This is a genomic window from Yoonia sp. 2307UL14-13, from assembly GCF_037572755.1.
Lineage (GTDB): Bacteria > Pseudomonadota > Alphaproteobacteria > Rhodobacterales > Rhodobacteraceae > Yoonia.
In genome coordinates, this window is record NZ_JBBIFZ010000011.1 from 24,987 (window position 1) to 49,629 (window position 24,643).

The window sequence follows — 24,643 nt, forward strand, 5'->3', positions numbered from 1 at the left end:
ACGGATAAGGTCAATAAACTGAGACACTTGGCCCCGGAACCGGCGGAAAACCGGCAACGCGCGCTGCCTTAATTTTCATCACCCATCAATGCGGCCGCGATCCCCGGCAACCAATCGCGCCTGCCAGCATCGAAAATCGGAAACCCCCCGGCAAATCCCCAATGACACCACCCCATGCCATGCGCCTCGGCTTCTTGCCGCACCGTCTTGATCCAGTCCGCGCGCGCACCCGCTTCGGTTTCAGCCGTCACCCCGAACTCACCCAGCAGCATCGGCAGTCCATACCGGCCGGCCTCCGCAATGTGACCTTTGACCCGATCCCGCTCGGCCGTGCTTCCCCAACCGGTAGGAGGTGGCGGTTCATCAAGCCATGTGGCCTGCTGATGCGTGAATTCCCACGGCCCGTAATAATGAAACGACAGTGCCGTATGTTCATCAAGCCGCGGCAATGCAGACAACTGCGTGATGTTTGACCAATATCCGCCTTCGATCACCACCCATCGCGTTGGATTTTGGGCCCGGATCACCGGCAGGATATCGGCGAATAGCGCCACCGCCATTTCGGTCGTCAACTCTTCCTGCGGCTCGTTGAGAAGCTCAAAGATCAGACGGTCGTCGTGATCGGCGTAATGACCGGCCAGCTGGCTCCAGATCGCCGTGAAGGTTTTGGCATGCGCGGCGGGGTCGGACATGATCCCTTCGAAATGATGCAGATCCAGGATGACATTCAGATCAACCGCCATCGCCCAGCCGATGACCGCATCGACCCGGACAAGGAAACTGGGGGCGATCTGCCCGTCCCAATGCGCGTCGAACCGCACGGGCAGCCGGATCGTGTCGAAACCCTGCGCGGCGATCCATTCGATGTCGGGGCGCGTGATCGTATAGCCCCAATCACCTTCGTTCGGGGCCTCGAGCGCCTGATCAAGGTTGACGCAGCGCTGCACCGGGAAGGCGTGATCGGCAAATGCGGGCCGGACGAAAAGCAGAAATAACAAAATCAATAAACGCATGGCATCAGCCTATGCGGGACTGTTTTGAAATGCACGCTCATCTTGTGCGTCGCGGGCCATCCGATAGGGTAGCGCTATGACCACATCCCCCCGATTCATCCACCTGCGCGTCCACACCGAATACTCGTTGCTGGAAGGTGCCGTTTCCGTCAAGAAACTGCCCGGCCTCGCCGCAAGCATGAACATGCCGGCCGTTGCCGTGACCGACACCAACAACATGTTCTGTGCTTTGGAGTTTTCCGAAGGTGCGGCAGCGGCAGGTGTACAACCAATCATCGGCTGTCAGGTCGACGTCGGCTATGCCACGCCAGAGCCAGGCAAGCGGCCCGATGACCCTGCCCCTATTGTCCTGCTGGCGCAGAACGAGCGTGGTTACGAAAACCTGATGAAGCTGAACTCCTGCGCCTATCTCGATGCCGGGGGTCAGCTGCCGCAGGTCACGGTCGAGGAACTGGCACAATATCATGAGGGTCTGATCTGTCTGTCTGGTGGCCCTGACGGCCCGGTAGGGCGGCTTTTGCAGCAAGGGCAACGGCCCAAGGCCGAGGCGCTGATGGATCGGCTGGCGACGATCTATCCCGATCGCCTTTACGTCGAATTGCAACGCCACCCCGGCGCCGATCATCCGGGGGTAGAGCGGGGCCATGTCGAAATGGCCTATGCCAAAAACATACCCTTGGTCGCCACCAACGATGTGTATTTCCCCAAGACAGACCTGTTCGAGGCCCACGATGCCCTGATCTGCATCGCCGAAGGCGCCTATGTCGATCAACAGGAACCGCGCCGTCGTCTGACGCCACAGCACTACTTCAAAAGCCCGCAGGAAATGACGACGCTGTTCGCCGATCTGCCCGAGGCGATCGAAAATACCGTCGAGATCGCCAAGCGCTGCGCGTTCAAAGCCTACAAACGCGACCCGATCCTGCCGAAATTCGCGGATGACGAGGTCGCCGAATTACGCCGTCAGGCGGAACAGGGCCTCAAGGACCGCCTTGCAGTCATTCCCCATGCCGCCCCCGTTGATGAGTATGAAAAGCGGCTCGAATTCGAGCTGGGGATCATTGAAGGGATGGGGTTTCCCGGCTATTTCCTGATCGTCGCCGACTTTATCAAATGGGCGAAGGAACGTGATATTCCCGTCGGCCCCGGACGTGGCTCCGGCGCCGGGTCACTCGTCGCATATGCCCTGCTGATCACCGACCTTGATCCGCTGCGCTATTCGCTGCTGTTCGAACGTTTCCTGAACCCTGAACGGGTCTCCATGCCCGACTTCGATATCGATTTCTGCATGGACCGGCGTGAAGAAGTCATCCGATATGTTCAGGAAAAGTACGGACGCGACAAGGTAGGGCAGATCATCACCTTCGGTGCGCTTCTGTCCAAGGCCGCGGTACGCGATGTCGGACGGGTCCTTCAGATGCCCTACGGCCAAGTAGACCGGCTATCCAAGATGATCCCTGTCGAAGGCGTCAAACCCGTCAGCATCGAAAAAGCGCTCGCCGACGAACCGCGTTTACGGGAAGAGGCGCGGGCCGAAGAGGTCGTGGACCGCCTGCTGAAATATGCGCAACAGGTCGAGGGGCTTTTGCGCAACGCCTCCACTCACGCCGCCGGGGTCGTCATCGGTGACCGGCCATTGGACGCGCTGGTGCCGCTCTATCAGGACCCGCGCTCTGACATGCCCGCGACCCAGTTCAACATGAAGTGGGTCGAACAGGCAGGGCTGGTGAAATTCGACTTTCTGGGCCTGAAGACGCTGACCGTCATCCAGAATGCCGTCGATCTGATCCGAAAGGCCGGTCGCCCATTGACGCAGGCGATTGACGGCACGCAGCTTTATGACGCGCCCGAAGGTTTCGAATACGATATCGGGGCCATCCCGCTGGACGACGAAAAGTCCTATGCGCTTTATTCCTCCGCCAAAACCATCGCGGTGTTCCAGGTGGAAAGCTCGGGCATGATGGATGCGCTCAAGCGGATGAAGCCCGATTGTATCGAGGACATCATCGCGCTTGTCGCGCTCTACCGCCCCGGCCCGATGGAAAACATCCCCAAATTCTGCGAGGTCAAGAACGGGCTCAGCGACCGTGATAAGCTGCATCCGTCAATCGACCATATCCTCGACGAAACACAGGGCATCATCGTGTATCAGGAACAGGTGATGCAGATCGCGCAGGAAATGGCGGGTTACAGCCTCGGCGGGGCCGACATGCTCCGCCGCGCAATGGGTAAAAAGATCAAAGAGGCAATGGACGCCGAGCGCCCGAAATTCGAGGCCGGGGCGAAAAAGAACGGCGTCGACGCAAAAAAGGCCCGCGAGGTTTTCGACCTGCTCGAAAAATTCGCCAATTACGGTTTCAACAAATCCCACGCCGCCGCCTATGCGGTCGTCAGCTATCAGACGGCCTGGCTTAAGGCGAACCACCCGGTCGAATTCATGGCCGGGGTCATGAACTGCGATATCCACCTGACCGATAAGCTGGGCGTCTATTTCCAGGAGGTGAAAAAGGGGCTGGGGCTGGATTATGTCCCACCCTGTGTGAACCGGTCCATGGCGACGTTTGATGTGAAGGACGGCAAGCTGGTTTATGGGCTGGGCGCGTTGAAAAACGTCGGTGTCGAGGCGATGAAGCTGATTGTCGAGGCGCGTGATGGCATCACAGAGCAACGCAGTCCCGGACGTGATCCGGGACACCAAGGTGCAGACCCCGGAGCGGGGTCAGGAGCGGCGACGCACAAACCGTTTGTCAATGTGTTCGACTTCGCCCGTCGCGTAGACCTCAAGCGTGTCGGCAAGCGGTCCCTCGAAATGCTGGCACGCGCCGGGGCTTTCGACGTGCTCGACCCCAACCGACGGCGGGTTTTCCACAGCCTCGACGCTCTTACCGCCTACTCCGCCGCGATCCATGATCAGAAGTCGTCCAACCAGGTATCCCTCTTCGGCGATGCGGGCGAGGACCTGCCCGAACCGCGCCTGCCCGGTGGCGATGACTGGCTGCCTGCCGAACGTTTGGCCGAGGAATTCAAGGCGATCGGTTTCTACCTCTCGGGACATCCGCTTGATGATTATATGGGCCCGCTGAAACGGCAAGGGATCATGACACTGGACGATGTAACCCAGCGCGCCGAACGCGGTGCGGCCATCGTCAAGATGGCCGGCACGGTTTCCGGTCGACAGGAACGGAAATCGGCGCGGGGGAACCGGTTTGCCTTTGTGCAACTCTCCGATCCGACCGGGCAATACGAGGTCACGATGTTCTCGGACACACTGGAGCAGGCGCGCGAATTCCTCGACAGCGGATCACAGGTCGTCATGACCTGCGAGGCGACCATGGAGGCGGATCAGCTGAAACTGCTGGGCCGCTCGGTCGCGCCCATCGACAATATCGTCGCCGATGCAGGCGGGGCCGGTCTGCGGGTCTTCATCGACGCGCCGGATGCGATCCATTCGGTTGCCTCGATCCTCGAAAATGCCGCGCGGGATGGCGTGCGCGCGGCCAAGGGACCGATCTATTTCTGCCTGATGAACCCCGACCTGCCCGGCGAGGTCGAACTGGACCTCGGTCAGGACTTCCCGGTCAACCCACAGATCAAAGGCGCGTTGCGCAGCCTCGGCGGGGTGATCGAGGTCGAGGATGCCTGAAAACTCATCATCTGCCCAACCCGACGTCGCGGTTGCTCCCAAGGGGCTTGCCAATCGCGGCCGCTAGCGGTTTGCTAGACAAAGCATGGGAGGCCGCTATCTACGCCGCATCGACAGCGCCTGACACCCAGAGACCTTGGTAAGGCGGCAGGTTGACATCATGGATGTGACGTTTCTTCTGAATGGGGAAACTCAGCATGTCGAGACCACCCCGACACGCACATTGCTGGATTGGCTGCGCGAAGATCGCGGGCTGTGTGGCACGAAGGAAGGCTGTAACGAGGGCGATTGCGGAGCATGCACCGTCATCGTGGATGACGGTGGGGGTGCGAAGGCGTTGAATGCCTGCATCCTGTTTCTGCCGCAGCTGCATGGGAAAGCCGTGCGCACGGTCGAGGGGATCAGCGGCCCGGATGGCACGCTGCACCCTGTGCAGCAGGCAATGGTGGATCACCATGGCTCGCAATGCGGGTTCTGCACGCCGGGTTTCGTGGCGACGATGGTGGCCGGGCATATGGCGGGACGAACGGATTTCGATGATCTGCTGGCGGGAAACCTGTGCCGCTGCACGGGTTACGCGCCGATCGTGCGGGCGGCAAAGACAGCTTCCACCGCACCCGCGCCGGACTGGCTGGCGGATCAAGCGCCGGATGTGGCTGCGCCAACCTATGCACCAGAGACGCTGGATGAGTTGGCCGCATGGTACGCTGCGCACCCTGATGCGACCCTGATCGCGGGGGCGACGGATGTCGGCCTGTGGGTGACCAAGCAGTTGCAGGACCTGCCGCAGGTCGCCTTTCTGGGCCGCTGCGCAGAGTTGCGAAAGATCACCGTCGGGGATGACATCCATATCGGTGCTGGGGCGACGATGAGCGAGGTCATGGCCGTGATGGGTGAGTATCACCCATCCTACGCCGAAATGATCCGACGTTACGGGTCTGACCAGGTGCGCAATGCGGCGACCATCGGCGGAAACATCGCAAATGGCTCGCCCATCGGGGACAATCCGCCTGCACTGATTGCGCTGGGCGCGACCCTGCATCTGCGCCACGGAGATGCAGTGCGCGAGATGCCGCTGGAGGACTTCTTTCTGGAATACGGCAAACAGGACCGGAAGCCGGGCGAGTTGGTGACGGGTGTGACGATCCCGAAAGAGGCCCCTGCCCTGCGTTGCTACAAGATTTCAAAAAGGTTCGATCAGGATATCTCGGCTGTGTGCGGATGTTTCAATGTGACGGTCGAGAACAATCGGGTCACCACTGCGCGCATCGTATTTGGTGGCATGGCAGGTATTCCCAAGCGGGCCACGCATGTCGAAGCGGCCTTGATCGGGCAAGAGTGGGAACATGATGCGATTCCAGCCGTCTACGATACGTGGCCAGCGTGGAGGCAGGACTTCCGACCAATGAGCGACATGCGCGCCTCAGCCGAGTATCGTTTGAAGGTCGCCCGCAATCTTCTTGTCCGGTATTACCTGGAAAGTATCGGTGAAAACACATCGGTGCTGGAGGTGAATGCATGAGCATCGCAAAGCCTCTCCCTCATGATGCCGCGAAGCTGCATGTCACCGGCAGTGCGCGATATGTCGATGACCTGCCGGTACCGGCAAACGCGCTGCATCTGGCCTTTGGTATGGCCGAGATCGCGAAAGGCGCGATTACGACGATGGACCTTGATCCGGTGCGGGCGACGCCGGGTGTCGTCGCTGTCTTGACCGCCGACGATCTGCCCTTTGCCAATGATGTCTCACCCTCGATCCACGATGAACCGATGCTCGCGACGGGCGACATACACTATCTTGGCCAACCGATCTTTCTGGTCGTGGCCGAAACGCATCTGCAGGCGCGTAAGGCAGCGCGGTTGGCACAGGTCGCTTATGCCGAAGAAACGCCGATCCTGACGATTGAAGAAGCCCTTACCGCCAACAGTCGTTTCGAGGATGGCCCACGTATCTGGACCAAGGGCCATGTGGATCTTGCCCTGTCAGAGGCCCCGCATCAGGTGCGGGGCAGCATCACGATGGGCGGGCAAGAGCACTTTTATCTCGAAGGGCAAGCCGCGCTCGCCCTGCCGCAGGAAGGCGGCGATATGGTCGTGCATTCCTCGACCCAGCACCCCACCGAGATTCAGCACAAGGTGGCCGAGGCTTTGGGCCTACCGATGCACGCCGTACGCTGCGAAGTCCGCCGCATGGGTGGAGGCTTTGGCGGGAAGGAAAGTCAGGGCAATGCTCTGGCCGTCGCCTGCGCCGTTGCCGCGCGGCTGACCGGGCGCCCGTGCAAGATGCGCTATGACCGCGACGATGACATGATGATCACCGGCAAGAGGCACGATTTCCGCATCGACTACGTGGCTGGGTTTGACAATAGTGGCCTATTGCGCGGCGTTGATTTCACGCAGATGACCCGCTGCGGTTGGGCCCAGGACCTGTCCCTGCCCGTGGCCGACCGCGCGATGCTGCATGCCGACAACGCCTATCACCTGCCCGCCGCGCGGATCACGTCGCATCGACTGAAGACCAATACCCAATCCGCCACCGCCTTTCGCGGATTTGGTGGTCCGCAAGGGGTGTTGGGGATCGAGCGGGTGATGGACCACATCGCCGCTGAGTTGGACATGGACCCGTTGGTCGTGCGGCAGCGTAGTTACTATGCGGCGATGGAGGGAGGGGGGCTGTCTGCCCCCCGCGCTGCGCGCCCCCTCGAAGGTATTTTCGAACAAAAGAAGCAGGGGCTCGACGCGACCTCGCGCGGGGCGGTTAGGTCGGATCTGGATGAGACGGCGCAAGGGCGTAAGGTGGATCTTGATCCACCCACGGTGCAGACAACGCCATATAAGATGCCGGTCACGGATTTCATCCTGCACGAGATAACCGAAGCACTGATAAAGCGGTCCGACTATCGCGCACGCCGCGCCGCCATAGCAGACTGGAACGCTGCTCAGCCCATCCTGAAGAAAGGGATTGCGCTCAGCCCGGTGAAGTTCGGGATTTCATTTACCCTTTCGCACCTCAACCAGGCCGGTGCGCTGGTGCATGTATATCAGGACGGTTCCGTTCACATGAACCATGGCGGAACGGAAATGGGACAGGGCCTGTTTCAAAAGGTCGCGCAGGTCGCAGCGCATCGGTTCGGGATCGACGTCAGCGCGGTGAAGATCACCGCGACCGACACGGGCAAGGTCCCGAATACGTCAGCCACCGCGGCCTCGTCCGGGTCGGATCTGAACGGGATGGCCGTCGCCAATGCCTGCGACATCATCCGCGACCGGATGGCCGCCTGTCTGGCGGAACTGCACCAGACCAGCACCGAAAACGTCAGCTTTGCCGATGGTCATGTGGATATCGGCGGCGACCGCATGACTTTCGCGCAGGCCGCCATGACCGCCTATCAGAACCGCGTCAGTCTGTCGGCGACGGGTTTCTACAAAACACCCGGCCTCAACTGGGACCGGATCAAGGGCGAAGGCACGCCGTTCTTCTACTTTGCGCAAGGGGCCGCCGTCACCGAGGTCGTCATCGACACGCTCACGGGGGAGAACCGCATCTTACGCACCGATATTGTACACGATGCAGGCGCATCGCTGAACCCGGCGCTGGATATCGGCCAGATCGAAGGCGGCTATGTGCAGGGCGCGGGCTGGCTGACGACCGAGGAACTGGTCTGGGATGACAAGGGGCGGCTGCGCACCCACGCGCCTGCGACTTACAAGATTCCGGCCTGTTCGGACCGGCCGGACATCTTCAACGTGGCGCTGTGGGATGCCCCAAACCCGGCGCAGACCATCTATCGCTCCAAGGCCGTCGGCGAGCCGCCCTTTATGCTTGGCATTTCGGCGTTTCTTGCGCTGTCGGACGCGGTGAGTGCTTGCGGTCCAAATTACCCCGACCTGCAGGCACCCGCGACTGCAGAAGAGGTGTTGAACGCGGTTGGAAGGGCACGCGGATGACCTGCATCCGCATCACAGTGACCAAGACCGCTGGATCGGTGCCACGCGAGGCGGGAACACAGATGCTGGTTTGGGCGGACCGTATCGAAGGAACGATCGGCGGCGGCGCATTGGAATGGGACGCGATGGCGGAGGCCCGGGCGATGTTGGCCGATGGACGTGAGGCGTTCACCCGAACGATCCCGCTTGGTCCGGCACTCGGCCAATGCTGCGGCGGATCGGTGACACTGTCATGGGAGCAGGCCGAGACGTTGTCCCAACCATCAACACGCCCGCTCTGGATTTATGGCGCGGGCCATGTGGGGCGGGCGATCACCCACGTCATGGCGCCCCTGCCCGATTTCGACATCACATGGGTGGATACGAGGCCCGACCGCTTTCCTGACACCACAGTGACGACATTGGTCGCCAAGGACCCCGCGCAGGCGGTCAGGCATGCGCCCGCCAACGCCGACCACCTGATCCTCACCTACAGCCACGAGATCGACCTCGTCATCTGCCATGCCCTCCTCAATCACGACTTCCACAGCGCGGGTCTGATCGGCTCTGCAACCAAATGGGCGCGCTTCAAATCCCGGCTCGCCGCATTGGGGCACAGCCCTGCCCAAATCGCGCGCATAGCCTGCCCGATCGGCGATCCAACCCTTGGAAAACATCCCGCAGCCATTGCACTTGGCGTCGCAACCAGCATGATCTCGGGTCGGAACGCCTTGAAGGACCGCGCTGGATGACGACCCCTTTGCTGCAACTGCGCGGCCTGACCAAAGCCTATCCCGGCGTGATCGCCAACAAGGATGTGTCGTTCGATATCCTGCCCGGTGAGGTCCACGCGCTGCTGGGCGAAAACGGGGCGGGGAAATCCACGCTGGTCAAGACCATCTATGGGCTGGTTAAGCCTGATAACGGGTCGATGCTGCTCAACGGCGCTGCGTTTGAACCAGCCGAACCGCGTGCCGCCCGCGCGGCAGGCGTGGCCATGGTATTTCAGCATTTCTCGCTTTTCGACGCTCTGAACGTGGCCGAAAACATCGCGCTTGGTATGGAGAACCCGCCACCCCAGCGGGCGATCAAGGCGCGGGTGCGTGAGGTTTCGGACCAATACGGCCTGCCGCTCGACCCCGACAGGATCGTTGGCGAGTTATCGGCGGGCGAGCGGCAACGGGTCGAGATCATTCGCTGCCTGCTGCAGGATCCGAAGTTGCTGATCATGGATGAGCCGACCTCGGTTCTCACCCCGCAAGAGGTTGCGATCCTGTTTGAGACCTTGCGCAAGCTGAGCGCCGAGGGGACAGCGATCCTCTATATCTCGCACAAGCTCGAGGAAATTCGCGCGCTTTGCGACAACGCGACGGTTTTGCGGTTGGGCGAAGTCGTCGGCACCTGCGATCCGCGCGAAACCTCGGCGCGGGACATGGCGGAGCTGATGGTGGGCACCAAGCTGCACGTGCCGGAAAAGGCGGCACGGCCCGCGGGTGATGTTATTCTCGAATTGAAGGACCTCAGCGTGAAAGCACCGCATCGCTTTGGCACAACGCTGAAAGGTATCTCGCTAGAGGTCCGCAATGGCGAAGTCCTGGGCATCGGCGGCGTTGCCGGGAACGGTCAGGATGAACTGGTCGCGGCGCTCTCTGGCGAGATGCGCGTGGCCCCGCAGATGATCCGCTATCAGGACAAGGATATCGGGCAGATGTCGCCGAATGCGCGCAGACGTGTCGGATTGCTTGCGGCACCTGAAGAACGGATGGGCCATGCGGCTGCCCCCGATATGTCGCTGATCGAGAACGCGGTGATGACCGCCACGACCCGCGAAAACCTGACGCAGCGCGGATTTGTGCGGTGGGCCAAGGCGCGCGGCTTTGCGGAAGGCGTCATCAAGACCTTCGATGTCCGCACGCCGGGTCCTGCGAACACGGCTCGCTCCCTTTCCGGCGGCAACCTGCAGAAATTCGTCATCGGGCGCGAGATCATGCAAGCACCAGATGTGTTCGTCGTGAATCAACCGACATGGGGTGTTGACGCCTCGGCCGCGGCGGCGATCCGGCAGGCTCTACTGGATTTGGCGGCGAAGGGGGCGGCGGTGATTGTGATTTCGCAGGACCTCGATGAACTGATGGAAATCTCGGATCGGTTTGCCGCACTGAACGAAGGGCGGCTTTCCGCTCCGCGTCCCGCGCAGGGGCTGACCGTCGAACAGATTGGCCTGATGCTAGGTGGTGCGCATGATATGGAGGTGGCGCATGTGGATGCGTGAGTATGCCTCCGGCGGGGTGAGTGGCGTCTTGGAAACGATCTGGGGGATCGTTTCAGCCACGAACGGGCGGAGCCCTTTTGTCCAAAAGAAGGTAGGGGTGCCCGGATGATCACCCTTGAGAAGCGCCCGCAGCCATCACGTGTTTGGACCTTTGCCACGCCGGTCCTGGCCGTGCTGCTGACCATGATCTGCGGTGGGCTGCTGTTTGCGGCGCTTGGCAAAAACCCGTTCGAGACGATCCGCACGATCTTTCTCGATCCGCTGTTCTCCGAATTCGCTTGGTTCTACCGCCCACAACTCTTGATCAAGGGCGCTCCACTGGTTCTGATCGCGATCGGCCTGTCTTTCGGCTTTCGCGCTGGCATCTGGAATATCGGCGCGGAGGGACAATACATCGTCGGTGCGATCTGCGGGGCGGCTGTTGGCCTCGCATTTTTTCCGACGGAGTCCTTCATCATCTTCCCGCTGATGGTGCTGGCAGGGGCCATCGGCGGATGCCTCTGGGCCATGATCCCGGGTTTTCTGCGGGTCAAGTTCGGCACCAACGAAATCCTCGTCTCCCTGATGCTAGTTTACGTGGCCGAGCAATTACTGGCCTCCATGGCGCTCGGTGCATTACGTAACCCCGATGGGCAGGGCTTCCCGGGCAGCCGCAACCTTGCGCGGTATCCATCGGCGGCAAACCTCGAATTGATCGAAGGGACCGGCATGCATTGGGGTGTCGTCGCGGCGCTGATCGCGGTGATTTTCGCCTACATCGCACTCTCGCGGCACATTTTCGGGTTTCAGGTAAGGCTCGCCGGGCAAAGCCCCCGCGCCGCGCGCTTCGCCGGGGTGAACCCCGGGTTGCTCGTGCTGATCTGCATGGGGCTGTCCGGGGGATTGGCAGGGCTGGCCGGATTGTTCGAGGTGGCGGGGCCAGCGGGCCAGATCAGCATCGACTTCAATGTGGGTTACGGGTTCACGGCGATCATCGTGGCCTTCCTAGGGCGGCTGCATCCGGTGGGCATCCTGCTGGCGGGCGGGTTGATGGCACTGACCTATATCGGCGGCGAAATCGCGCAATCAAACCTCGGGCTGCCGCTTGCGGCGATCCAGCTGATGCAGGGGATGCTGTTGTTCTTCCTGCTGGCGGTAGATGTGCTGACGAACTATCGGGTGCGGTTCGGGCGGAGGCAGATGGCGTGAATACAGCTTGGCAAAGCGCTAAACGAGACGTTGCCGTCGCAGTACTACTCGCCAGTATGGCCTTTTGCATCGGCTCGATACCCGCGTTGATCGTGCTCATGTTATTGGTGGAGGAAAACATCTTCGGCTGGTTCATCGCCGCTTTCGTTCTGTCCAACATAGCTTTCGCGCTGATCAGCAATTTGTTCGAGCAAAGGCAGAAAATTGATGAAAGTCGGCGAACCCATCCAGTGCCAAAAGCATGGTATCGACAGTACGCACTACTCATTGGACTTGTGGTCGGTTTCATTGTGACGTTCGTCACCGCAGGTCTGAGATTGGACATCCTCTAAATGGACCTCACCGCGATCAACCCCATCCTCCTGCTCGCCTCCCTCATGGTCGCCGCGACCCCCATCCTGCTGGCGGCTATCGGGGAACTCGTGGTCGAGCGGTCCGGCGTTCTGAACCTCGGCGTCGAGGGGATGATGATCGCCGGCGCTGTCTGCGGGTTTATCGTTGCGGTCAATTCCGGCTCGCCTTGGCTAGGATTCATCGGCGCGGCATTCGGCGGTGCCATCCTGTCCCTTGTCTTCGGCATCCTCACCCAGTTCCTGCTGTCCAACCAGGTCGCGACCGGCCTCGCCCTGACCCTCTTCGGCCTCGGCCTCAGCGCACTACTGGGCCAAGGCTATATCGGCATCAAAGCTCCGGCCTTCCCAGATTGGCACATCCCTCTGCTAGGGGACATCCCCGTCATCGGCCCCATCGTCTTCCAACACGACCCTATGGTCTATGTCGGCCTTCTGATCGTAGCAGCCACATGGGCCTTCCTCACCTATTCGCGCGGCGGCCTGATCCTGCGCGCTGTCGGAGAAAACCACGAGGCCGCACATGCGCTCGGCTATCACGTCATCCGCGTTCGCCTGCTTGCCATCATGTTCGGCGGGGCCTGCGCCGGGCTCGGCGGCGCCTACCTGAGCCTCGTCCGCGTCCCGCAATGGACCGAAGGGATGACGGCGGGCGCAGGCTGGATCGCGCTGGCCATCGTCGTCTTCGCCTCTTGGCGCCCATGGCGGCTTTTGATCGGTGCCTATTTGTTCGGCGGCGTCACCGTCCTGCAGCTTAATTTGCAGGCCGCCGGCGTCGCCATTCCGGTCGAATACCTTTCCATGACCCCCTATCTGGCAACCATCGTCGTTCTGGTTATTATGCGGGCGGGACGGGCGCCGGGGTCACTTGGCCAATCGTTTCATGCTTCACGTTGAAGCAATTACCAAGGGGATGAATAATGACAATCAAGAAACTATTGGCTGGCGCCACTATTGCGCTTGGCCTGGCGACAGGGGCCTTCGCTGACGGGCACGAACCGACGACCGTGGGCTTTGTCTATGTCGGACCGGTCGGCGATGGCGGCTGGACCTATGAACATGATCAAGGGCGGCTCGCGGTCGAGGAACATTTCGGCGACGCCGTTGAAACGGTCTTTGTGGAAAGCGTACCCGAAGGCCCTGACGCCGAGCGGGTGATGACCCAGATGGCGCTGCAAGGGGCCGACCTGATCTTTACGACCTCGTTCGGTTACATGGATCAGACGATCAACGTGGCCGAGCAGTTCCCGGATGTGAAATTCGAACATGCGACCGGGTACAAGCGGGCCGACAATGTCTCGACCTACTCTGCCCGGTTCTACGAAGGCCGCGCCGTGCAGGGGCATATCGCGGGTCACATGACCGAAAGCAACATCATCGGCTACATCGCGTCCTTCCCGATCCCCGAGGTGATCCGGGGTATCAACGCGGCTTATCTGCACGCCAAGGAAGTGAACCCCGATGTCGAGTTCAAGATCGTCTGGGCCTATACATGGTTCGACCCCGCAAAAGAGGCCGAGGCAGCGACCGTACTGATCGAACAAGGCGCCGATGTGGTGCTCCAGCATACGGACTCCACCGCGCCACAGGCCGCCGCGCAGCAGGCAGGGAACGTGATCACCTTCGGGCAAGCCTCTGACATGGCAGAGTTCGGGCCGTTCCCCCGCGTCTCGTCCATCATCGACGATTGGGCCCCCTACTACATCGCGCGCACGCAGGCGGTGATCGACGGCACATGGGAAAGCACCGACACATGGGACGGGATCGCCCCGGGCATGGTCAAGATCGGTGAGATCACGGATGCCGTACCAGCCGAGGTCAAAGCGAGCGCCGAAGCGATGATCGAATCTATGCGGTCGGGCGAATATCACCCGTTCACGGGACCGATCAACAAACAGGACGGCAGCGTATGGCTGGCAGAAGGCGAAGTCGCCGATGACGGCACTTTGGCCGGTATGGACTTCTACGTCGAAGGACTGACTGCCGAAATTCCGCAGTAAGCCATTGAAAAACAAACAAAAAGGCCCTGCGCATTGTGGGGCCTTTTCACTTTTCATCCATGAAACGACCCCATGGTATTTTCGCAACGATTCCAACGCCCCATGCGCCCAACACGTTTGTGATTAGACCAAAAGCAACCTATTCCGCGCATAATCGTTCATTGAATCATAAGTTTGCCACGCTGGGGAGCGTTCACAATGTTAACTCGCCGTCATTTTGTCATGACTTCCGCCGCCATGTTCTCGACGCCCATTGCCGCTGTCGCGAATGAAGAGGCCGCAGCACTCATCGAAGAAGCGCCCGCGCGTCGCCCGGTCTCGAACCGTGCGATGTGGAACACCTGGGATCGCCGGATCACGCCCGCGAATTATGATCCAGCGACATCGAACCCGTGGGGATTGCACCCGCGGTTCTTGCCACAACTGGTGCAGGCGAATGACGGGCTTTCGGCCGGGGATGTCCACGTCGATGCCGTGGCACGATATCTGTACCACATCCGCGGTGACGGAACGGCCATGCGTTATGGCGTCGCCATCGCGCGCGGCAACCTCTACGAACCGGGTACGTACACGATCCGGCGCAAGGCGAAATGGCCCACATGGACACCGACGAAGGCCATGATCGAACGTGACCCGCATCTTTATGAACGTCACGAAGACGGGATGGATGGCGGCCCACGCAATCCGTTGGGATCGCGTGCGCTTTATCTGTTTGTCGGTCGGCGCGACACCTATCTGCGGATCCACGGCACACCCAGCCCCCGCTCCATCGGTGGCCGCGCAAGTTCGGGCTGCGTGCGGATGGTGATGGCGCATATCAATGGGCTGTATGACAATGTGCAAACCGGCGTGACGGCGCATCTGTATCCGGCAGATAACGTCGTGACGGCGCGAAGCTAGGGGCAGAGGTCCCGAACCACGTCCGGGACAATGTCACACAGTATCAAACTATCGCAGCCCCGGACCTGATCCGGGGCTTTTTTGGGCTTTAGGCAGCCTCAGTCGGCGATTCTTCCTTGGGATTGCAGATTGGTCGCCCATCGGGCGTCCGCAGCGGCAGGAACGTCGTCTCGACCGGACCGCGATAAAGGTACTCATAGCAGCCATCTGCAGGGTTGATCCGCACCTCATCGAGATTCTGGTTCGGTGCGGCGATCGATATGACCCCTTCAGGCACCGTGCGCAGCAATGACGGGTCACGCCCGGCCAGTTCATTCTGCAATTCGGTGCAGGCACCCAAAAATCCGGCGACCATCAATACGCCATACTGAAACCCGTTTTTCATCAATGCCCTCCTGACTAACGGCCTGTCCTATAGCGGACATTTCGTCGCGGCGATAGGCGTCGATCAAAGTTCGCTAATCTTGTCAAACGACGTGGCAAGAATGCATGTTTTTTGAAAGACGACCTCGCCCTGATTGTCTTCCCGGACGACATGGAGACCGCGCTCGAACGTCTCGCTGGCAAAGGGTGAGCCCGCCCGCGCGGCACTCGCCACGTTGTAGCTGTGATAAGCCGTGTATTCATACGCCCCATTATGAAAGGTAATCTCGCGTAGTTTTGTCGGACCGGCACCTTTGTCGGCTAGGATCACCATATCATCTGTCGCCCGCTCCATAACAAGTTCGGGTGCACCATCAACCGGGCCATAACTGTAGATGTAATTGCCATCTTCCTGGGTGATCGTCACCGCATGGGTGCTGCCTTCGAGGATACAGTGAAAGACCGTACCGGTCGGTACGATTTGTGCGTTGAGTCTCTCATCGATAAGGTTCACGGCGCCTGCCCCCTCATCATCGTAAAGATTGCAATAACTGAACACGAGACCTGGTGATATTGGGTAAATCTCTACAAAGTCGTCGTCAGTGGGATTTTGATATGTCGTCCCGGCCACGGTGATCTCACAACTTGCACGTTCTTCTGGACCGACAGACAGACCTGCATCAACGTATAGATCGAAGGCGAGCGTCAGTACGTCGTCTGTGAACTGATACGCATTTACGGCACTTGCCGCGGCGCTACTGCGGCCGATGGCAATCAGATGGCCGAAGTGCCTTATGAAAAGCCGACCATTCATCGTCCCAACATAACCAAATCGCTCTGCCTGCGGATCATACCGAAAGGTGTCGTAGTCACCGTTAACCATCCCAATCAGGGTGAACACACCGAGGTCGGCCCAGCCGTCCCGGTCGACATCAACCAGATGGGGTGGACGCTGAGCCCGCAAAACTGGTGGAAAGCCGCGACGATGTTCAAATTCCACCTCGAAATCATTCGGGTGCGGCTCCCAGATGACCTCAAAAAGTCGGTTGTTTTGGATCCAACTCAGCTGACATCTGCTTTCGGCCCCGTCTGCGAGGAACGGAGCGAAACGTTGTGAATAAACGTCGTCCTCAACTGGGCATGTTGGCAAAGGCGTCGCCGCAACAGCGCCCGCCCAGAAGACACCCGCCAGAGCCGCGCTAAACCCGTTCAATCGCAATCGCCGTCCCCTCTCCGCCGCCGATACAAATCGCGGCAATACCGCGTTTCAGGTCGCGCTTTTCCAGCGCATTCAACAAGGTCACGATAATCCGAGTCCCCGACGCGCCGATCGGATGGCCCAAGGCACACGCCCCGCCATTTACGTTCATCTTGTCGCGCGGGACGCCCATTTCGTGCATGAAGGCCATGGGCACGACCGCGAAGGCCTCGTTCACTTCCCACAGGTCGACGTCCTCGACCGACCAGCCGATCTTGGCCAACAGCTTTTGCGCCGCAGGCACCGGCGCGGTCGTGAACCAGCCCGGCGCTTGCGCGTGGCTGGCATGGCCAAGTATCCGCGCCCGCGCGCCTGCCGCGCCTTCTTTCGCCAAAACCAGCGCCGCCGCCCCGTCCGAGATGCTCGAGGCATTCGCCGCCGTCACCGTCCCATCCTTGCGAAACGCGGGTTTCAACGTCGGAATTTTCTCGGGCCGCGCCTTCCCCGGCTGCTCATCCCGCGTAATCACCTCTTCGCCGGTGCGCGCATGCACGGTGACCGGCGTGATCTCATCATCGAACGCGCCGGACCTCTCTGCATCCAGCGCATTCGACAGCGACGCCAGCGCATAATGGTCCTGAGCCTCGCGCGTGAACTGATACTTCTCGGCACAATCCTCGGCAAAGGTCCCCATCAGGCGCCCTTTGTCATAGGCATCCTCCAACCCGTCCAGAAACATCGAATCCTGCACCTCCTGATGGCCGATCCGGGCACCCGCCCGCATCTTGGGCATCAGGTAGGGGGCGTTGGTCATGCTCTCCATCCCGCCAGCTACCATCACATCAGCCCCGCCCAGCGCGATCTGGTCAAAGGCCATCATCGCCGTTTTCATCCCCGACCCACACATCTTGTTCAGTGTGGTCGCGGGCACATCCTCGCCCAGCCCGGCGATAAATCCCGCCTGCCGCGCCGGGGCCTGTCCCTGCCCAGCGGGCAGCACACAACCCATCAGCACCTCATCCACAGTCGACACCCCCGCACCATGCATCGCGGCCCGGATCGCGGCACCACCCAAATGCGCCGCATCCACATCGGCGAACACACCCTGGAACCCTCCCATCGGCGTGCGGGCCGCCCCGGTAATGACAACCTTTTCCATGTCCAGACCTCCATCCATACCTTTCAAAGCTATGGCCACAATCGGCAAAGGAAAAGCCCCGAAACCGCCCCATTCCGATCACGCTCGCGCCCTGATCAAACGGCATCTTGTTTTCATAGCCGAAGGGCTTTCCCCGGCGCTGTCTGTTCATAGCCCCCACCCATGCAGGCAGCGTCGGGACAATCCTCCCCAAAATCACATTGCACCCGCCCGGGACACGCTTAACGTGGCGACAAAACCCGGAGGACATCATGCGCGATTTTCACCAACCCGGACGCTCGGCCGTCTATGCAACCAACGGCATGTGCGCGACGTCGCATCCCTTGGCGGCCAAGGTCGCGGTGCAGATCATGGAATCAGGCGGTAACGCGATGGATGCCACCATCGCCGGGGCCGTCCTGCTGGGCTTTTGCGAACCGCAGATGACCGGGATCGGCGGCGATTGCTTTGTGCTGTTCAACCCGCCCGGCTCGGACGAGATCAAGGCGCTCAACGGTTCAGGCCGAGCGCCCGCCGGGATCGAAGCGGATGCCCTGCGCGCCAAAGGCGATGTCATCGCCCCCTACGCTGCCGACGCCGTGACCATCCCCGGCGCGGTCGATGCCTTTTGCCGTCTGTCCAAGGATTGGGGCAAGATCGGGCTCAAAGCCACGCTCGCCCCCGCCATCCACTATGCCGAGGCCGGAGTGCCGGTCGCTGAGCGTGTCGCGTCGGACTGGGCGCAGGCGGTCGACAACCTCTCCGGCCACGCCCGCGACCTGTTCCTGATGAACGGCGCGGCCCCCACCCCCGGCCAGATCTTCCGCGCACCGGGCCAGGCCAAGGTCCTGCGCGAAATCGCGATGCACGGGCGCGAAGCATTCTACGAAGGCGAAATCGCCGAAGATATGGTAAACACCCTCCGCGCCCAAGGCGGCACCCACACGCTGGACGACTTCGCCAACACTACCTGCGACTACACCACCCCCATCATGGGCGATTACGGCGGGCTCGACCTCTACGAACATCCGCCCAACGGCCAGGGCGCCACCGCGATCCTGCTCCTCAACATCCTCAAACATTTCGACATTGCGAGCATGGATCCTTGGGGGACCGAGCGCGCACATATAGAGGCCGAGGCGACCAAGCTCGCCTACGACGCCCGTAACCGGTTCCTGTCGGACCCGGATCACATGACGCGGCTCGACCATATGACGTCACCCGAGACAGCCGCGAAACTGGCGGCGTTGATCGACCCGAACAAAGCCATGCCCGGCGCAGTGCCGGGGGCCGAAGCGGTGCACAAAGACACGATCTACATCACCGTCGTGGACAAGGACCGCATGTGCGTCTCGCTGATCTATTCGGTCTTCCACTCCTTCGGCGCGGGCATCGCGTCCGACAAATACGGCATCCTGTTCCAGAACCGCGGCGCGGGCTTCACGCTGGAACAGGGTCACCCAAACGAGGCCGGCCCCGGCAAACGCCCCATGCACACGATCATTCCCGCGATGCTAAAGAAGGGTGGCAAGGTCCACATGCCCTTCGGCGTCATGGGCGGACAATACCAATCCACCGGGCACGCGCGGTTCGTGACGAACATCACCGACTTCGGGCTATCCCCCCAAGCGGCCATGGACGCCCCCCGCAGCTTCGCGGAAGGAGACATCCTGAACGTCGAAACCGGCTATTCCGACACCGTGCGCAGCGCCCTCAGCGACCTCGGGCACAACGTGCAAACACCAGCGACGGCAATCGGCGGATCACAGGCGATCCTGTTGCATGAGGACGGGGTACTGGAAGGAGGGAGCGATCCGCGGAAGGATGGGTGTGCGGTGGGGTATTAAGCGCAGAGGGCAGTGCTCGACCGCGGGTGGGTGTGAAGCGCCCGCCCATGGGGGTGGTCGGGCGCTGCCCGGTGGTGCCCACCGGGCGGATAAGATTGAAAAGGTGCGCTCAATTACATGAGTCTATTTGCCAATCCCATCGGAATAAACTGGCCCTGCGTCTTGATCCAGTTTGCCAGTTCATCAGCTCCTAGCCGTCGTCCTTGATCGAATGCCGGAACGACCCGTGCCGACATCGCAAAACTCATCACATTTTCCGACTGTAGGCCCATTAGCGAGTCAAAAAATGCGGCTATGTAGTCAAGTGCGCTAACGCCTTCGGGTTGCTGGTTTTCCGTTTGAAAGTAAGCCATATCGGCGATGCCAAATAAGTAACCCAACAACATAGGATCATCCGCAAACTTGATCGTTAGCTGATCCATTGAATGCTCGCCAAAGGTCAGCTGCTGCATGACCATTTGCTCAATTACATGAATTAGCGGTAGCGGTTCCTTATTGCTCAATTTTGACCTACCCCGCCCGCAACGACCGCAAAAACAACCCGATCCCACCCACAAGCAGCACCAGAATCACGATCAGATCAAATGCGCTCATCCGTGTCAGTTGCAGTTCCATATTCGCGATGACGCCGAAGATCAGGCCGATCAGTGATCCTCCGGCCAAGAGCCATCCGATCCAGTTCTTCGAGTTATAGAAAATCATCCCCACCCCGAACATGAACGGGATCAGAATCATGCCGCTGGTGATGGGGAACCCGCCGAACCGGAACGCCACCGCGCCCAGCCCGAAATTCGGCCGCACGACGATGCTGTTCAGCAGCAGATAGCCGCCCCCGATCATCATGATCAGCCCGATCAGAAAACTGCCCGTGCCCCCGTCGGACCCACCTGCGCCGCGTGCCATGCTCACCCTCGTCCTTAACCTGCCCCCCTGTCTAAGCGATCCGTTAACAGGGTGAAACCCATCCGTACGGACAGTGTGTGTACAGCGTGTGCACGCTGTGTGTACGCCCGCTGTACACATGTCACAGCGCCATATGCCGGTTCACATCCTCGTAAGGCGGGACAAGTTGCCGGTCACGATATCGGTGAATGCCGCGCACCCGGTCAGCAATTCAGTCTGTGGCGGCAGCCCACCGGGGGGTCCGGTCGGTCACGTAACACTCCGTTAATCCGGGCGGGCGCAGACCAACCGCAGATCAGGCGAAAAGCCCCATCGGCGCAGGCGCGAAATCGGGAAAAACGCCCGTCAGATCAGATGTTTGCATGTGCCGGGTCAGCACTTCGGACAGGACATTCCGGTAGTCCGTCGTGATCGCGAGATCAGCGCCCATATCCAACGCTTCATTCGCAAGCCCCGGCCAGTCTCCCAACATTCGCCCGCCACGGATATCGCCACCCAGGACCATCATCGCGTTGCCATAGCCGTGGTCGGTGCCACCGGCCGTATTGCCGCGCAATCGACGACCAAATTCGCTCATCACGACAACGGTCACATGTTCCTGCACTGCACCTAAATCTCGCCAGAATGCGGTGACGGATTCCGACAAGTGATTGACATGGTTCGCAAATTCTCCGGCCTGATCCACATGCGTATCCCAGCCGCCGTAATCAGCGGTGGCGACCCGCATGCCCAGATCCGTCTTGATCGCATGAGCAATCGTGCGCAGCGCCCCGGCAAGCGGGCCATTCGGGTAGTCGATATCTGTCTTGTAGCCCTCCCGCTCACCAGTCTCTGATGAGATCAGCCTGTCAGTCAGCAAGGTCGACAGCCCCATCAGTTGTCCAACCTGCGGCCCGATCAGCGGATGCCCGGCAAAGCCGTCCAGCATCTGCTGACCGATTTGGTGGGCAAGATCGTGACCGGTGGGCAGGATCAGGTCCTCCAGCGCATCAGCCACCGGCACGCCACCGCCACCACGCAGGCTTTCCGGCGCGCTGCCGCCCACGGCAAGCGCGGGCAACGGGCCCTCCGGGCTCATCATGGCCAGCCACCGGCCCAACCAGCCACCAGCGGTGCTGGCCGTACTCGCCCGTTCCATCCTGTCTTCGGCGTCGAAATGGCTGCGGGTACCGTCTGTCAGACCCGCCGCGTGAATGACGGCCAGTTCATCAGCCGCAAACAGCTCGGACAGCCCTTTGGCCCGATGGTGAAACCGGAAATCCACGTCATCGGCCTGATCTTTCAGGATAAACCCGGCATCATCACCCTTCCGGGCTACACGCAATTCCGGTCGGCGCGCCGCTATCAAATCAGTATCGCCACTTGGCGAGATGAGGTTCAGCCCATCGGCCCCGCCCCGCAGAAAGATCACGACAAGGATCGGATCGGCCATCGCTTACCTCAACATGAATTGCGGTTGCAGGGCGGCAGCGGCATTTGCGACGCCCGTGACCCAGACACGGTCTTCGCGATCTTCGGGCAGGCCGTTGACCTCCAAGGTCGCCAGCGCCTTGCGAACCGTTCCTGTCACGGCACCAAAGCGCGTTTCGACATGCGCAATCAGGGCGTTCAATGAGCCAAAATCGCCCAGCGACCCGCTATCGCGCTCTTGCGCGTTCATCCAATCCTCATGGGCATAAAGCGCCAACCCGACCATACCATTCAGCGTGCGCGTATTCGCCCAGTCCACGGTCAGATCGGAATGCCCCGTCGGCGGTTTCACCTGATGCTGGGTCCAGCCCGCACGGGTCAGGTGCCAATCGAAATCGGTACTAGGGCTAATGACCTGCGCGCCACTCGCCCGATAAATCGCGGCGAGATATTCGAAGGGACGGCGCAATTTCGCGGGTTGTGTCGCGCTGAATTCGGGATGCAGGATCGCGGTCCGCAGGACGTGTGCAATCTGGTCATCTGCCGCTGCGTGATCGCGGAAACTTTGCGTAACCGCATCGTGGTAGTCATCCGAAGGCGCCTCGATCCCCAGCCGGATCAACAGCTTACGGGTCACGTGCCGCGCCGTCGCCGGATGCGCCGCGAGCATGTCAAGCACCTGTTCCCCATCCGCCATCGGCCCGCGATTGGGCTGGAATTCAACGCCAAGCACACGCTTTTGATAGGGGTCGTGCCATGCTTCGATATAGTGGAATTTGCCGGTTTCCGGCGCGTTCACACCCTCTGACACCCAACGCCCGTCACCGATGCTCCACCCGGTAAAGGCGCGCGCGACCTCATAGACATCCTGATCGATATAACCTTCGGCACGACCATCCAAAGCACCCGGCACATCGCGCCAGTTATCATAAAGGTCGTTGTAATAGGCCCCGATCCCCAGCGTGTGCAGTTCCAACAATTCGCGGGCAAAGTTCTCGTTCGCCGGGCTCGCGCGGCTTTCGTCGTTGTTGAGATAGCGCAGCATCGACGGGGCGCGTGTGACTTCGCCCAGAAGCGTGCGGAAATTGCCAAAGGCTTGTGCTCGGATCGCCCGATCATAAGCCGGGAAGAACACGGCAGTTTTGGCATTGGTCAGCGCATTGACGCTGAAATGCTCGTGCCAGAACCCCGTCATCACCTCGCGCAGCTGCGCATCGGCATGCACTGCGCGGATAAGCGATGCTGCAACGACCTCTTTCGCGGGGCGGATTCGTTCGGGCCAGGCATAAGGCTGTTCGAAATCAAGAAGGGGCACGAGGTCTGCGGGTTCAGCTTTCAGCGCAGAAAGCGGGCGCATCTCATCGACGGCCTCCCATGTCGCGCCTTGGTCATTTTCGCCCGCATCAAATTTGATATGAAGCTCTGCAGTGTCCAGCATGCCCTGCACTGCCGGATCATTGGCAGGCTTCGCCAATTCGGCGTCCAGCCATCCCCGAAGCCCCAGCGCGACGAACCGATCGCGGCCTTCGGGCGTCGCGCCATATGTCAGGCGGTTAAGCGCGGCGATATCAGGGGATGGGGTGGCTGCAGCCAGCTTGGTGCCGCTGAGAACAAGCAGCGAAAGCAGGCCTTTATGCAATTCCCGCCGTGTAATCTGCATACATGTATTGTCAGCCCGGGCGCCGAGAAAACCAAGTGGGTTGCCGAAAACACGCAGAAACCAGCGGGTTTTGACCTAGAGTTTCACGAGTTCGACCCCAGCCGCGCTAAGCTCTGCCCGCACGGCGCGCGCCATATTCACCGCATCCGGTGTGTCGCCATGCATGCAGATCGTATCGATACGGCAGGGAATCTGCTTGCCGCTTTCCGCGATGATCGCACCGGCATCCAGCATGCGCAGGATGCGCGCGGCGGCCTCCTTCGCGTCATGCAAAACCGCGCCCGGTTTGCTGCGATCAACGAGGGTCGCATCGTCATTATAGGCGCGGTCCGCAAAAATCTCGCCCGCCCAGTTGCAGTTCAGATCGCGCACGGCCTGCTGCTGCGCTGTTTCGGCCAAAACCATGATGACGATATCAGGGGCGACCTCCAAGGCCGCCGCATAGCAGGCACGCGCCAAAGTGACATCCTCCGACGTCATGTTCCCCAGCGCGCCATGCAGCTTGAGATGCCGCACGCTACCCCCGGCCCGGCGCGCGACCGCCTGGGCCGCTCCGAGTTGATAAACAACGGCATTCGCGATTTCCTCATGGCTCAGCGGCAAACGCCGCCGCCCGAAACCCTTGAGGTCGGCAAAACCCGGATGCGCCCCGATCCCGACGCCTTTTTCGACTGCGGTGCGCATCGTGCGATCCATCACATCCGGGTCGCCCGCATGAAAGCCGCAAGCGATATTGGCCGAGGTGATGATGTCCAGCAGCGCCGCATCATCACCCATTTTCCAACGGCCAAAACCTTCGCCCATATCCGCGTTCAAATCGACTTTGCGCAT

General features: G+C 60.7%; 21 protein-coding genes. 12 read left to right on the forward strand and 9 right to left on the reverse strand.

From position 1 onward, the window contains the following. Positions 1-68 precede the first annotated feature (68 nt). The gene (locus V8J85_RS18975; protein WP_339955354.1) at positions 69-1,013 is read right to left on the reverse strand and encodes a glycoside hydrolase family 5 protein; all 945 of its coding nucleotides are present in this window, start codon (positions 1,011-1,013) and stop codon (positions 69-71) included. Between the two features lie 76 nt (positions 1,014-1,089). Between V8J85_RS18975 and dnaE the strand changes: the two genes are divergently transcribed. The 10 genes from dnaE to V8J85_RS19025 all read left to right on the forward strand — a co-directional run bounded on the left by dnaE (position 1,090) and on the right by V8J85_RS19025 (position 15,293). After that, positions 1,090-4,656 (forward strand): DNA polymerase III subunit alpha, encoded by a 3,567-nt coding sequence (gene dnaE, locus V8J85_RS18980; RefSeq protein ID WP_339955355.1) that lies wholly within the window; start codon positions 1,090-1,092, stop codon positions 4,654-4,656. A gap of 160 nt (positions 4,657-4,816) precedes the next feature. Beyond that, complete coding sequence (locus tag V8J85_RS18985; protein WP_339955356.1) at positions 4,817-6,178, forward strand: xanthine dehydrogenase small subunit; 1,362 nt, start codon at positions 4,817-4,819, stop codon at positions 6,176-6,178. Continuing rightward, positions 6,175-8,604 carry a xanthine dehydrogenase molybdopterin binding subunit gene (gene xdhB, locus V8J85_RS18990; protein ID WP_339955357.1) on the forward strand — a complete coding sequence of 810 codons (2,430 nt, stop codon included), beginning with the start codon at positions 6,175-6,177 and terminating at the stop codon, positions 8,602-8,604. Before V8J85_RS18985 ends, xdhB begins: the two co-directional genes overlap by 4 nt. Then, complete coding sequence (gene xdhC, locus V8J85_RS18995; protein ID WP_339955358.1) at positions 8,601-9,335, forward strand: xanthine dehydrogenase accessory protein XdhC; 735 nt, start codon at positions 8,601-8,603, stop codon at positions 9,333-9,335. Before xdhB ends, xdhC begins: the two co-directional genes overlap by 4 nt. Further along, a complete protein-coding gene (locus tag V8J85_RS19000; protein ID WP_339955359.1) occupies positions 9,332-10,855 on the forward strand; it encodes an ABC transporter ATP-binding protein in 1,524 nt (507 codons plus the stop codon). Before xdhC ends, V8J85_RS19000 begins: the two co-directional genes overlap by 4 nt. 105 nt (positions 10,856-10,960) lie before the next feature. Continuing rightward, positions 10,961-12,043: an ABC transporter permease gene (locus tag V8J85_RS19005; protein ID WP_339955360.1), complete on the forward strand. Its 1,083-nt coding sequence runs from the start codon at positions 10,961-10,963 to the stop codon at positions 12,041-12,043. After that, a complete protein-coding gene (locus tag V8J85_RS19010; protein WP_339955361.1) occupies positions 12,040-12,375 on the forward strand; it encodes a hypothetical protein in 336 nt (111 codons plus the stop codon). Before V8J85_RS19005 ends, V8J85_RS19010 begins: the two co-directional genes overlap by 4 nt. Continuing rightward, positions 12,376-13,290 (forward strand): ABC transporter permease, encoded by a 915-nt coding sequence (locus tag V8J85_RS19015; protein ID WP_339955362.1) that lies wholly within the window; start codon positions 12,376-12,378, stop codon positions 13,288-13,290. A 23-nt stretch (positions 13,291-13,313) separates the two neighbouring features. Then, positions 13,314-14,393 (forward strand): BMP family ABC transporter substrate-binding protein, encoded by a 1,080-nt coding sequence (locus tag V8J85_RS19020; RefSeq protein ID WP_339955363.1) that lies wholly within the window; start codon positions 13,314-13,316, stop codon positions 14,391-14,393. Positions 14,394-14,591: 198 nt separating this feature from the next. Further along, a complete protein-coding gene (locus tag V8J85_RS19025; protein WP_339955364.1) occupies positions 14,592-15,293 on the forward strand; it encodes a L,D-transpeptidase in 702 nt (233 codons plus the stop codon). 88 nt (positions 15,294-15,381) lie between these two features. Here V8J85_RS19025 and V8J85_RS19030 read toward each other — a convergent pair whose 3' ends face one another. Both V8J85_RS19030 and V8J85_RS19035 read right to left on the reverse strand, forming a co-directional pair. Then, positions 15,382-15,678 carry a hypothetical protein gene (locus V8J85_RS19030; RefSeq protein ID WP_339955365.1) on the reverse strand — a complete coding sequence of 99 codons (297 nt, stop codon included), beginning with the start codon at positions 15,676-15,678 and terminating at the stop codon, positions 15,382-15,384. A 63-nt stretch (positions 15,679-15,741) separates the two neighbouring features. Next, positions 15,742-16,170, reverse strand: a complete 429-nt coding sequence (locus tag V8J85_RS19035; protein ID WP_339955366.1) for a hypothetical protein — start codon at positions 16,168-16,170, stop codon at positions 15,742-15,744. Positions 16,171-16,434: 264 nt separating this feature from the next. Between V8J85_RS19035 and V8J85_RS19040 the strand changes: the two genes are divergently transcribed. Further along, complete coding sequence (locus tag V8J85_RS19040; protein ID WP_339955367.1) at positions 16,435-16,773, forward strand: hypothetical protein; 339 nt, start codon at positions 16,435-16,437, stop codon at positions 16,771-16,773. An 82-nt stretch (positions 16,774-16,855) separates the two neighbouring features. On the opposite strand, the gene V8J85_RS19045 is transcribed toward V8J85_RS19040, so the two are convergent. Further along, positions 16,856-18,013 carry a thiolase family protein gene (locus V8J85_RS19045; RefSeq protein ID WP_339955368.1) on the reverse strand — a complete coding sequence of 386 codons (1,158 nt, stop codon included), beginning with the start codon at positions 18,011-18,013 and terminating at the stop codon, positions 16,856-16,858. 251 nt (positions 18,014-18,264) lie between these two features. Between V8J85_RS19045 and V8J85_RS19050 the strand changes: the two genes are divergently transcribed. Beyond that, positions 18,265-19,839, forward strand: coding sequence for a gamma-glutamyltransferase family protein (locus V8J85_RS19050; RefSeq protein WP_339955369.1), 1,575 nt, complete (start codon positions 18,265-18,267; stop codon positions 19,837-19,839). Between the two features lie 113 nt (positions 19,840-19,952). Here V8J85_RS19050 and V8J85_RS19055 read toward each other — a convergent pair whose 3' ends face one another. The 5 genes from V8J85_RS19055 to V8J85_RS19075 all read right to left on the reverse strand — a co-directional run bounded on the left by V8J85_RS19055 (position 19,953) and on the right by V8J85_RS19075 (position 24,643). After that, positions 19,953-20,291 carry a hypothetical protein gene (locus V8J85_RS19055; protein WP_339955370.1) on the reverse strand — a complete coding sequence of 113 codons (339 nt, stop codon included), beginning with the start codon at positions 20,289-20,291 and terminating at the stop codon, positions 19,953-19,955. 58 nt (positions 20,292-20,349) lie between these two features. Then, positions 20,350-20,742 (reverse strand): hypothetical protein, encoded by a 393-nt coding sequence (locus V8J85_RS19060; protein ID WP_339955371.1) that lies wholly within the window; start codon positions 20,740-20,742, stop codon positions 20,350-20,352. A 295-nt stretch (positions 20,743-21,037) separates the two neighbouring features. Next, on the reverse strand, positions 21,038-22,174 hold the full coding sequence (locus V8J85_RS19065) for a DUF1501 domain-containing protein (protein WP_339955372.1): 1,137 nt from the start codon (positions 22,172-22,174) through the stop codon (positions 21,038-21,040). 3 nt (positions 22,175-22,177) lie between these two features. Continuing rightward, positions 22,178-23,812, reverse strand: a complete 1,635-nt coding sequence (locus tag V8J85_RS19070; RefSeq protein ID WP_339955373.1) for a DUF1800 domain-containing protein — start codon at positions 23,810-23,812, stop codon at positions 22,178-22,180. A 75-nt stretch (positions 23,813-23,887) separates the two neighbouring features. Further along, complete coding sequence (locus tag V8J85_RS19075) at positions 23,888-24,643, reverse strand: LamB/YcsF family protein (RefSeq protein WP_339955374.1); 756 nt, start codon at positions 24,641-24,643, stop codon at positions 23,888-23,890.

Bases quoted from the DNA above. Each gene is read 5' to 3' on its own strand.
- V8J85_RS18975 (WP_339955354.1), bottom strand. From the start codon at position 1,013: ATGCGTTTATTGATTTTGTTATTTCTGCTTTTCGTCCGGCCCGCATTT.
- dnaE (WP_339955355.1), top strand. From the start codon at position 1,090: ATGACCACATCCCCCCGATTCATCCACCTGCGCGTCCACACCGAATAC.
- V8J85_RS18985 (WP_339955356.1), top strand. From the start codon at position 4,817: ATGGATGTGACGTTTCTTCTGAATGGGGAAACTCAGCATGTCGAGACC.
- xdhB (WP_339955357.1), top strand. From the start codon at position 6,175: ATGAGCATCGCAAAGCCTCTCCCTCATGATGCCGCGAAGCTGCATGTC.
- xdhC (WP_339955358.1), top strand. From the start codon at position 8,601: ATGACCTGCATCCGCATCACAGTGACCAAGACCGCTGGATCGGTGCCA.
- V8J85_RS19000 (WP_339955359.1), top strand. From the start codon at position 9,332: ATGACGACCCCTTTGCTGCAACTGCGCGGCCTGACCAAAGCCTATCCC.
- V8J85_RS19005 (WP_339955360.1), top strand. From the start codon at position 10,961: ATGATCACCCTTGAGAAGCGCCCGCAGCCATCACGTGTTTGGACCTTT.
- V8J85_RS19015 (WP_339955362.1), top strand. From the start codon at position 12,376: ATGGACCTCACCGCGATCAACCCCATCCTCCTGCTCGCCTCCCTCATG.
- V8J85_RS19020 (WP_339955363.1), top strand. From the start codon at position 13,314: ATGACAATCAAGAAACTATTGGCTGGCGCCACTATTGCGCTTGGCCTG.
- V8J85_RS19025 (WP_339955364.1), top strand. From the start codon at position 14,592: ATGTTAACTCGCCGTCATTTTGTCATGACTTCCGCCGCCATGTTCTCG.
- V8J85_RS19030 (WP_339955365.1), bottom strand. From the start codon at position 15,678: ATGAAAAACGGGTTTCAGTATGGCGTATTGATGGTCGCCGGATTTTTG.
- V8J85_RS19040 (WP_339955367.1), top strand. From the start codon at position 16,435: ATGGCCGAAGTGCCTTATGAAAAGCCGACCATTCATCGTCCCAACATA.
- V8J85_RS19045 (WP_339955368.1), bottom strand. From the start codon at position 18,013: ATGGAAAAGGTTGTCATTACCGGGGCGGCCCGCACGCCGATGGGAGGG.
- V8J85_RS19050 (WP_339955369.1), top strand. From the start codon at position 18,265: ATGCGCGATTTTCACCAACCCGGACGCTCGGCCGTCTATGCAACCAAC.
- V8J85_RS19055 (WP_339955370.1), bottom strand. From the start codon at position 20,291: ATGCAGCAGCTGACCTTTGGCGAGCATTCAATGGATCAGCTAACGATC.
- V8J85_RS19060 (WP_339955371.1), bottom strand. From the start codon at position 20,742: ATGGCACGCGGCGCAGGTGGGTCCGACGGGGGCACGGGCAGTTTTCTG.
- V8J85_RS19065 (WP_339955372.1), bottom strand. From the start codon at position 22,174: ATGGCCGATCCGATCCTTGTCGTGATCTTTCTGCGGGGCGGGGCCGAT.
- V8J85_RS19070 (WP_339955373.1), bottom strand. From the start codon at position 23,812: ATGCAGATTACACGGCGGGAATTGCATAAAGGCCTGCTTTCGCTGCTT.
- V8J85_RS19075 (WP_339955374.1), bottom strand. From the start codon at position 24,643: ATGCGCAAAGTCGATTTGAACGCGGATATGGGCGAAGGTTTTGGCCGT.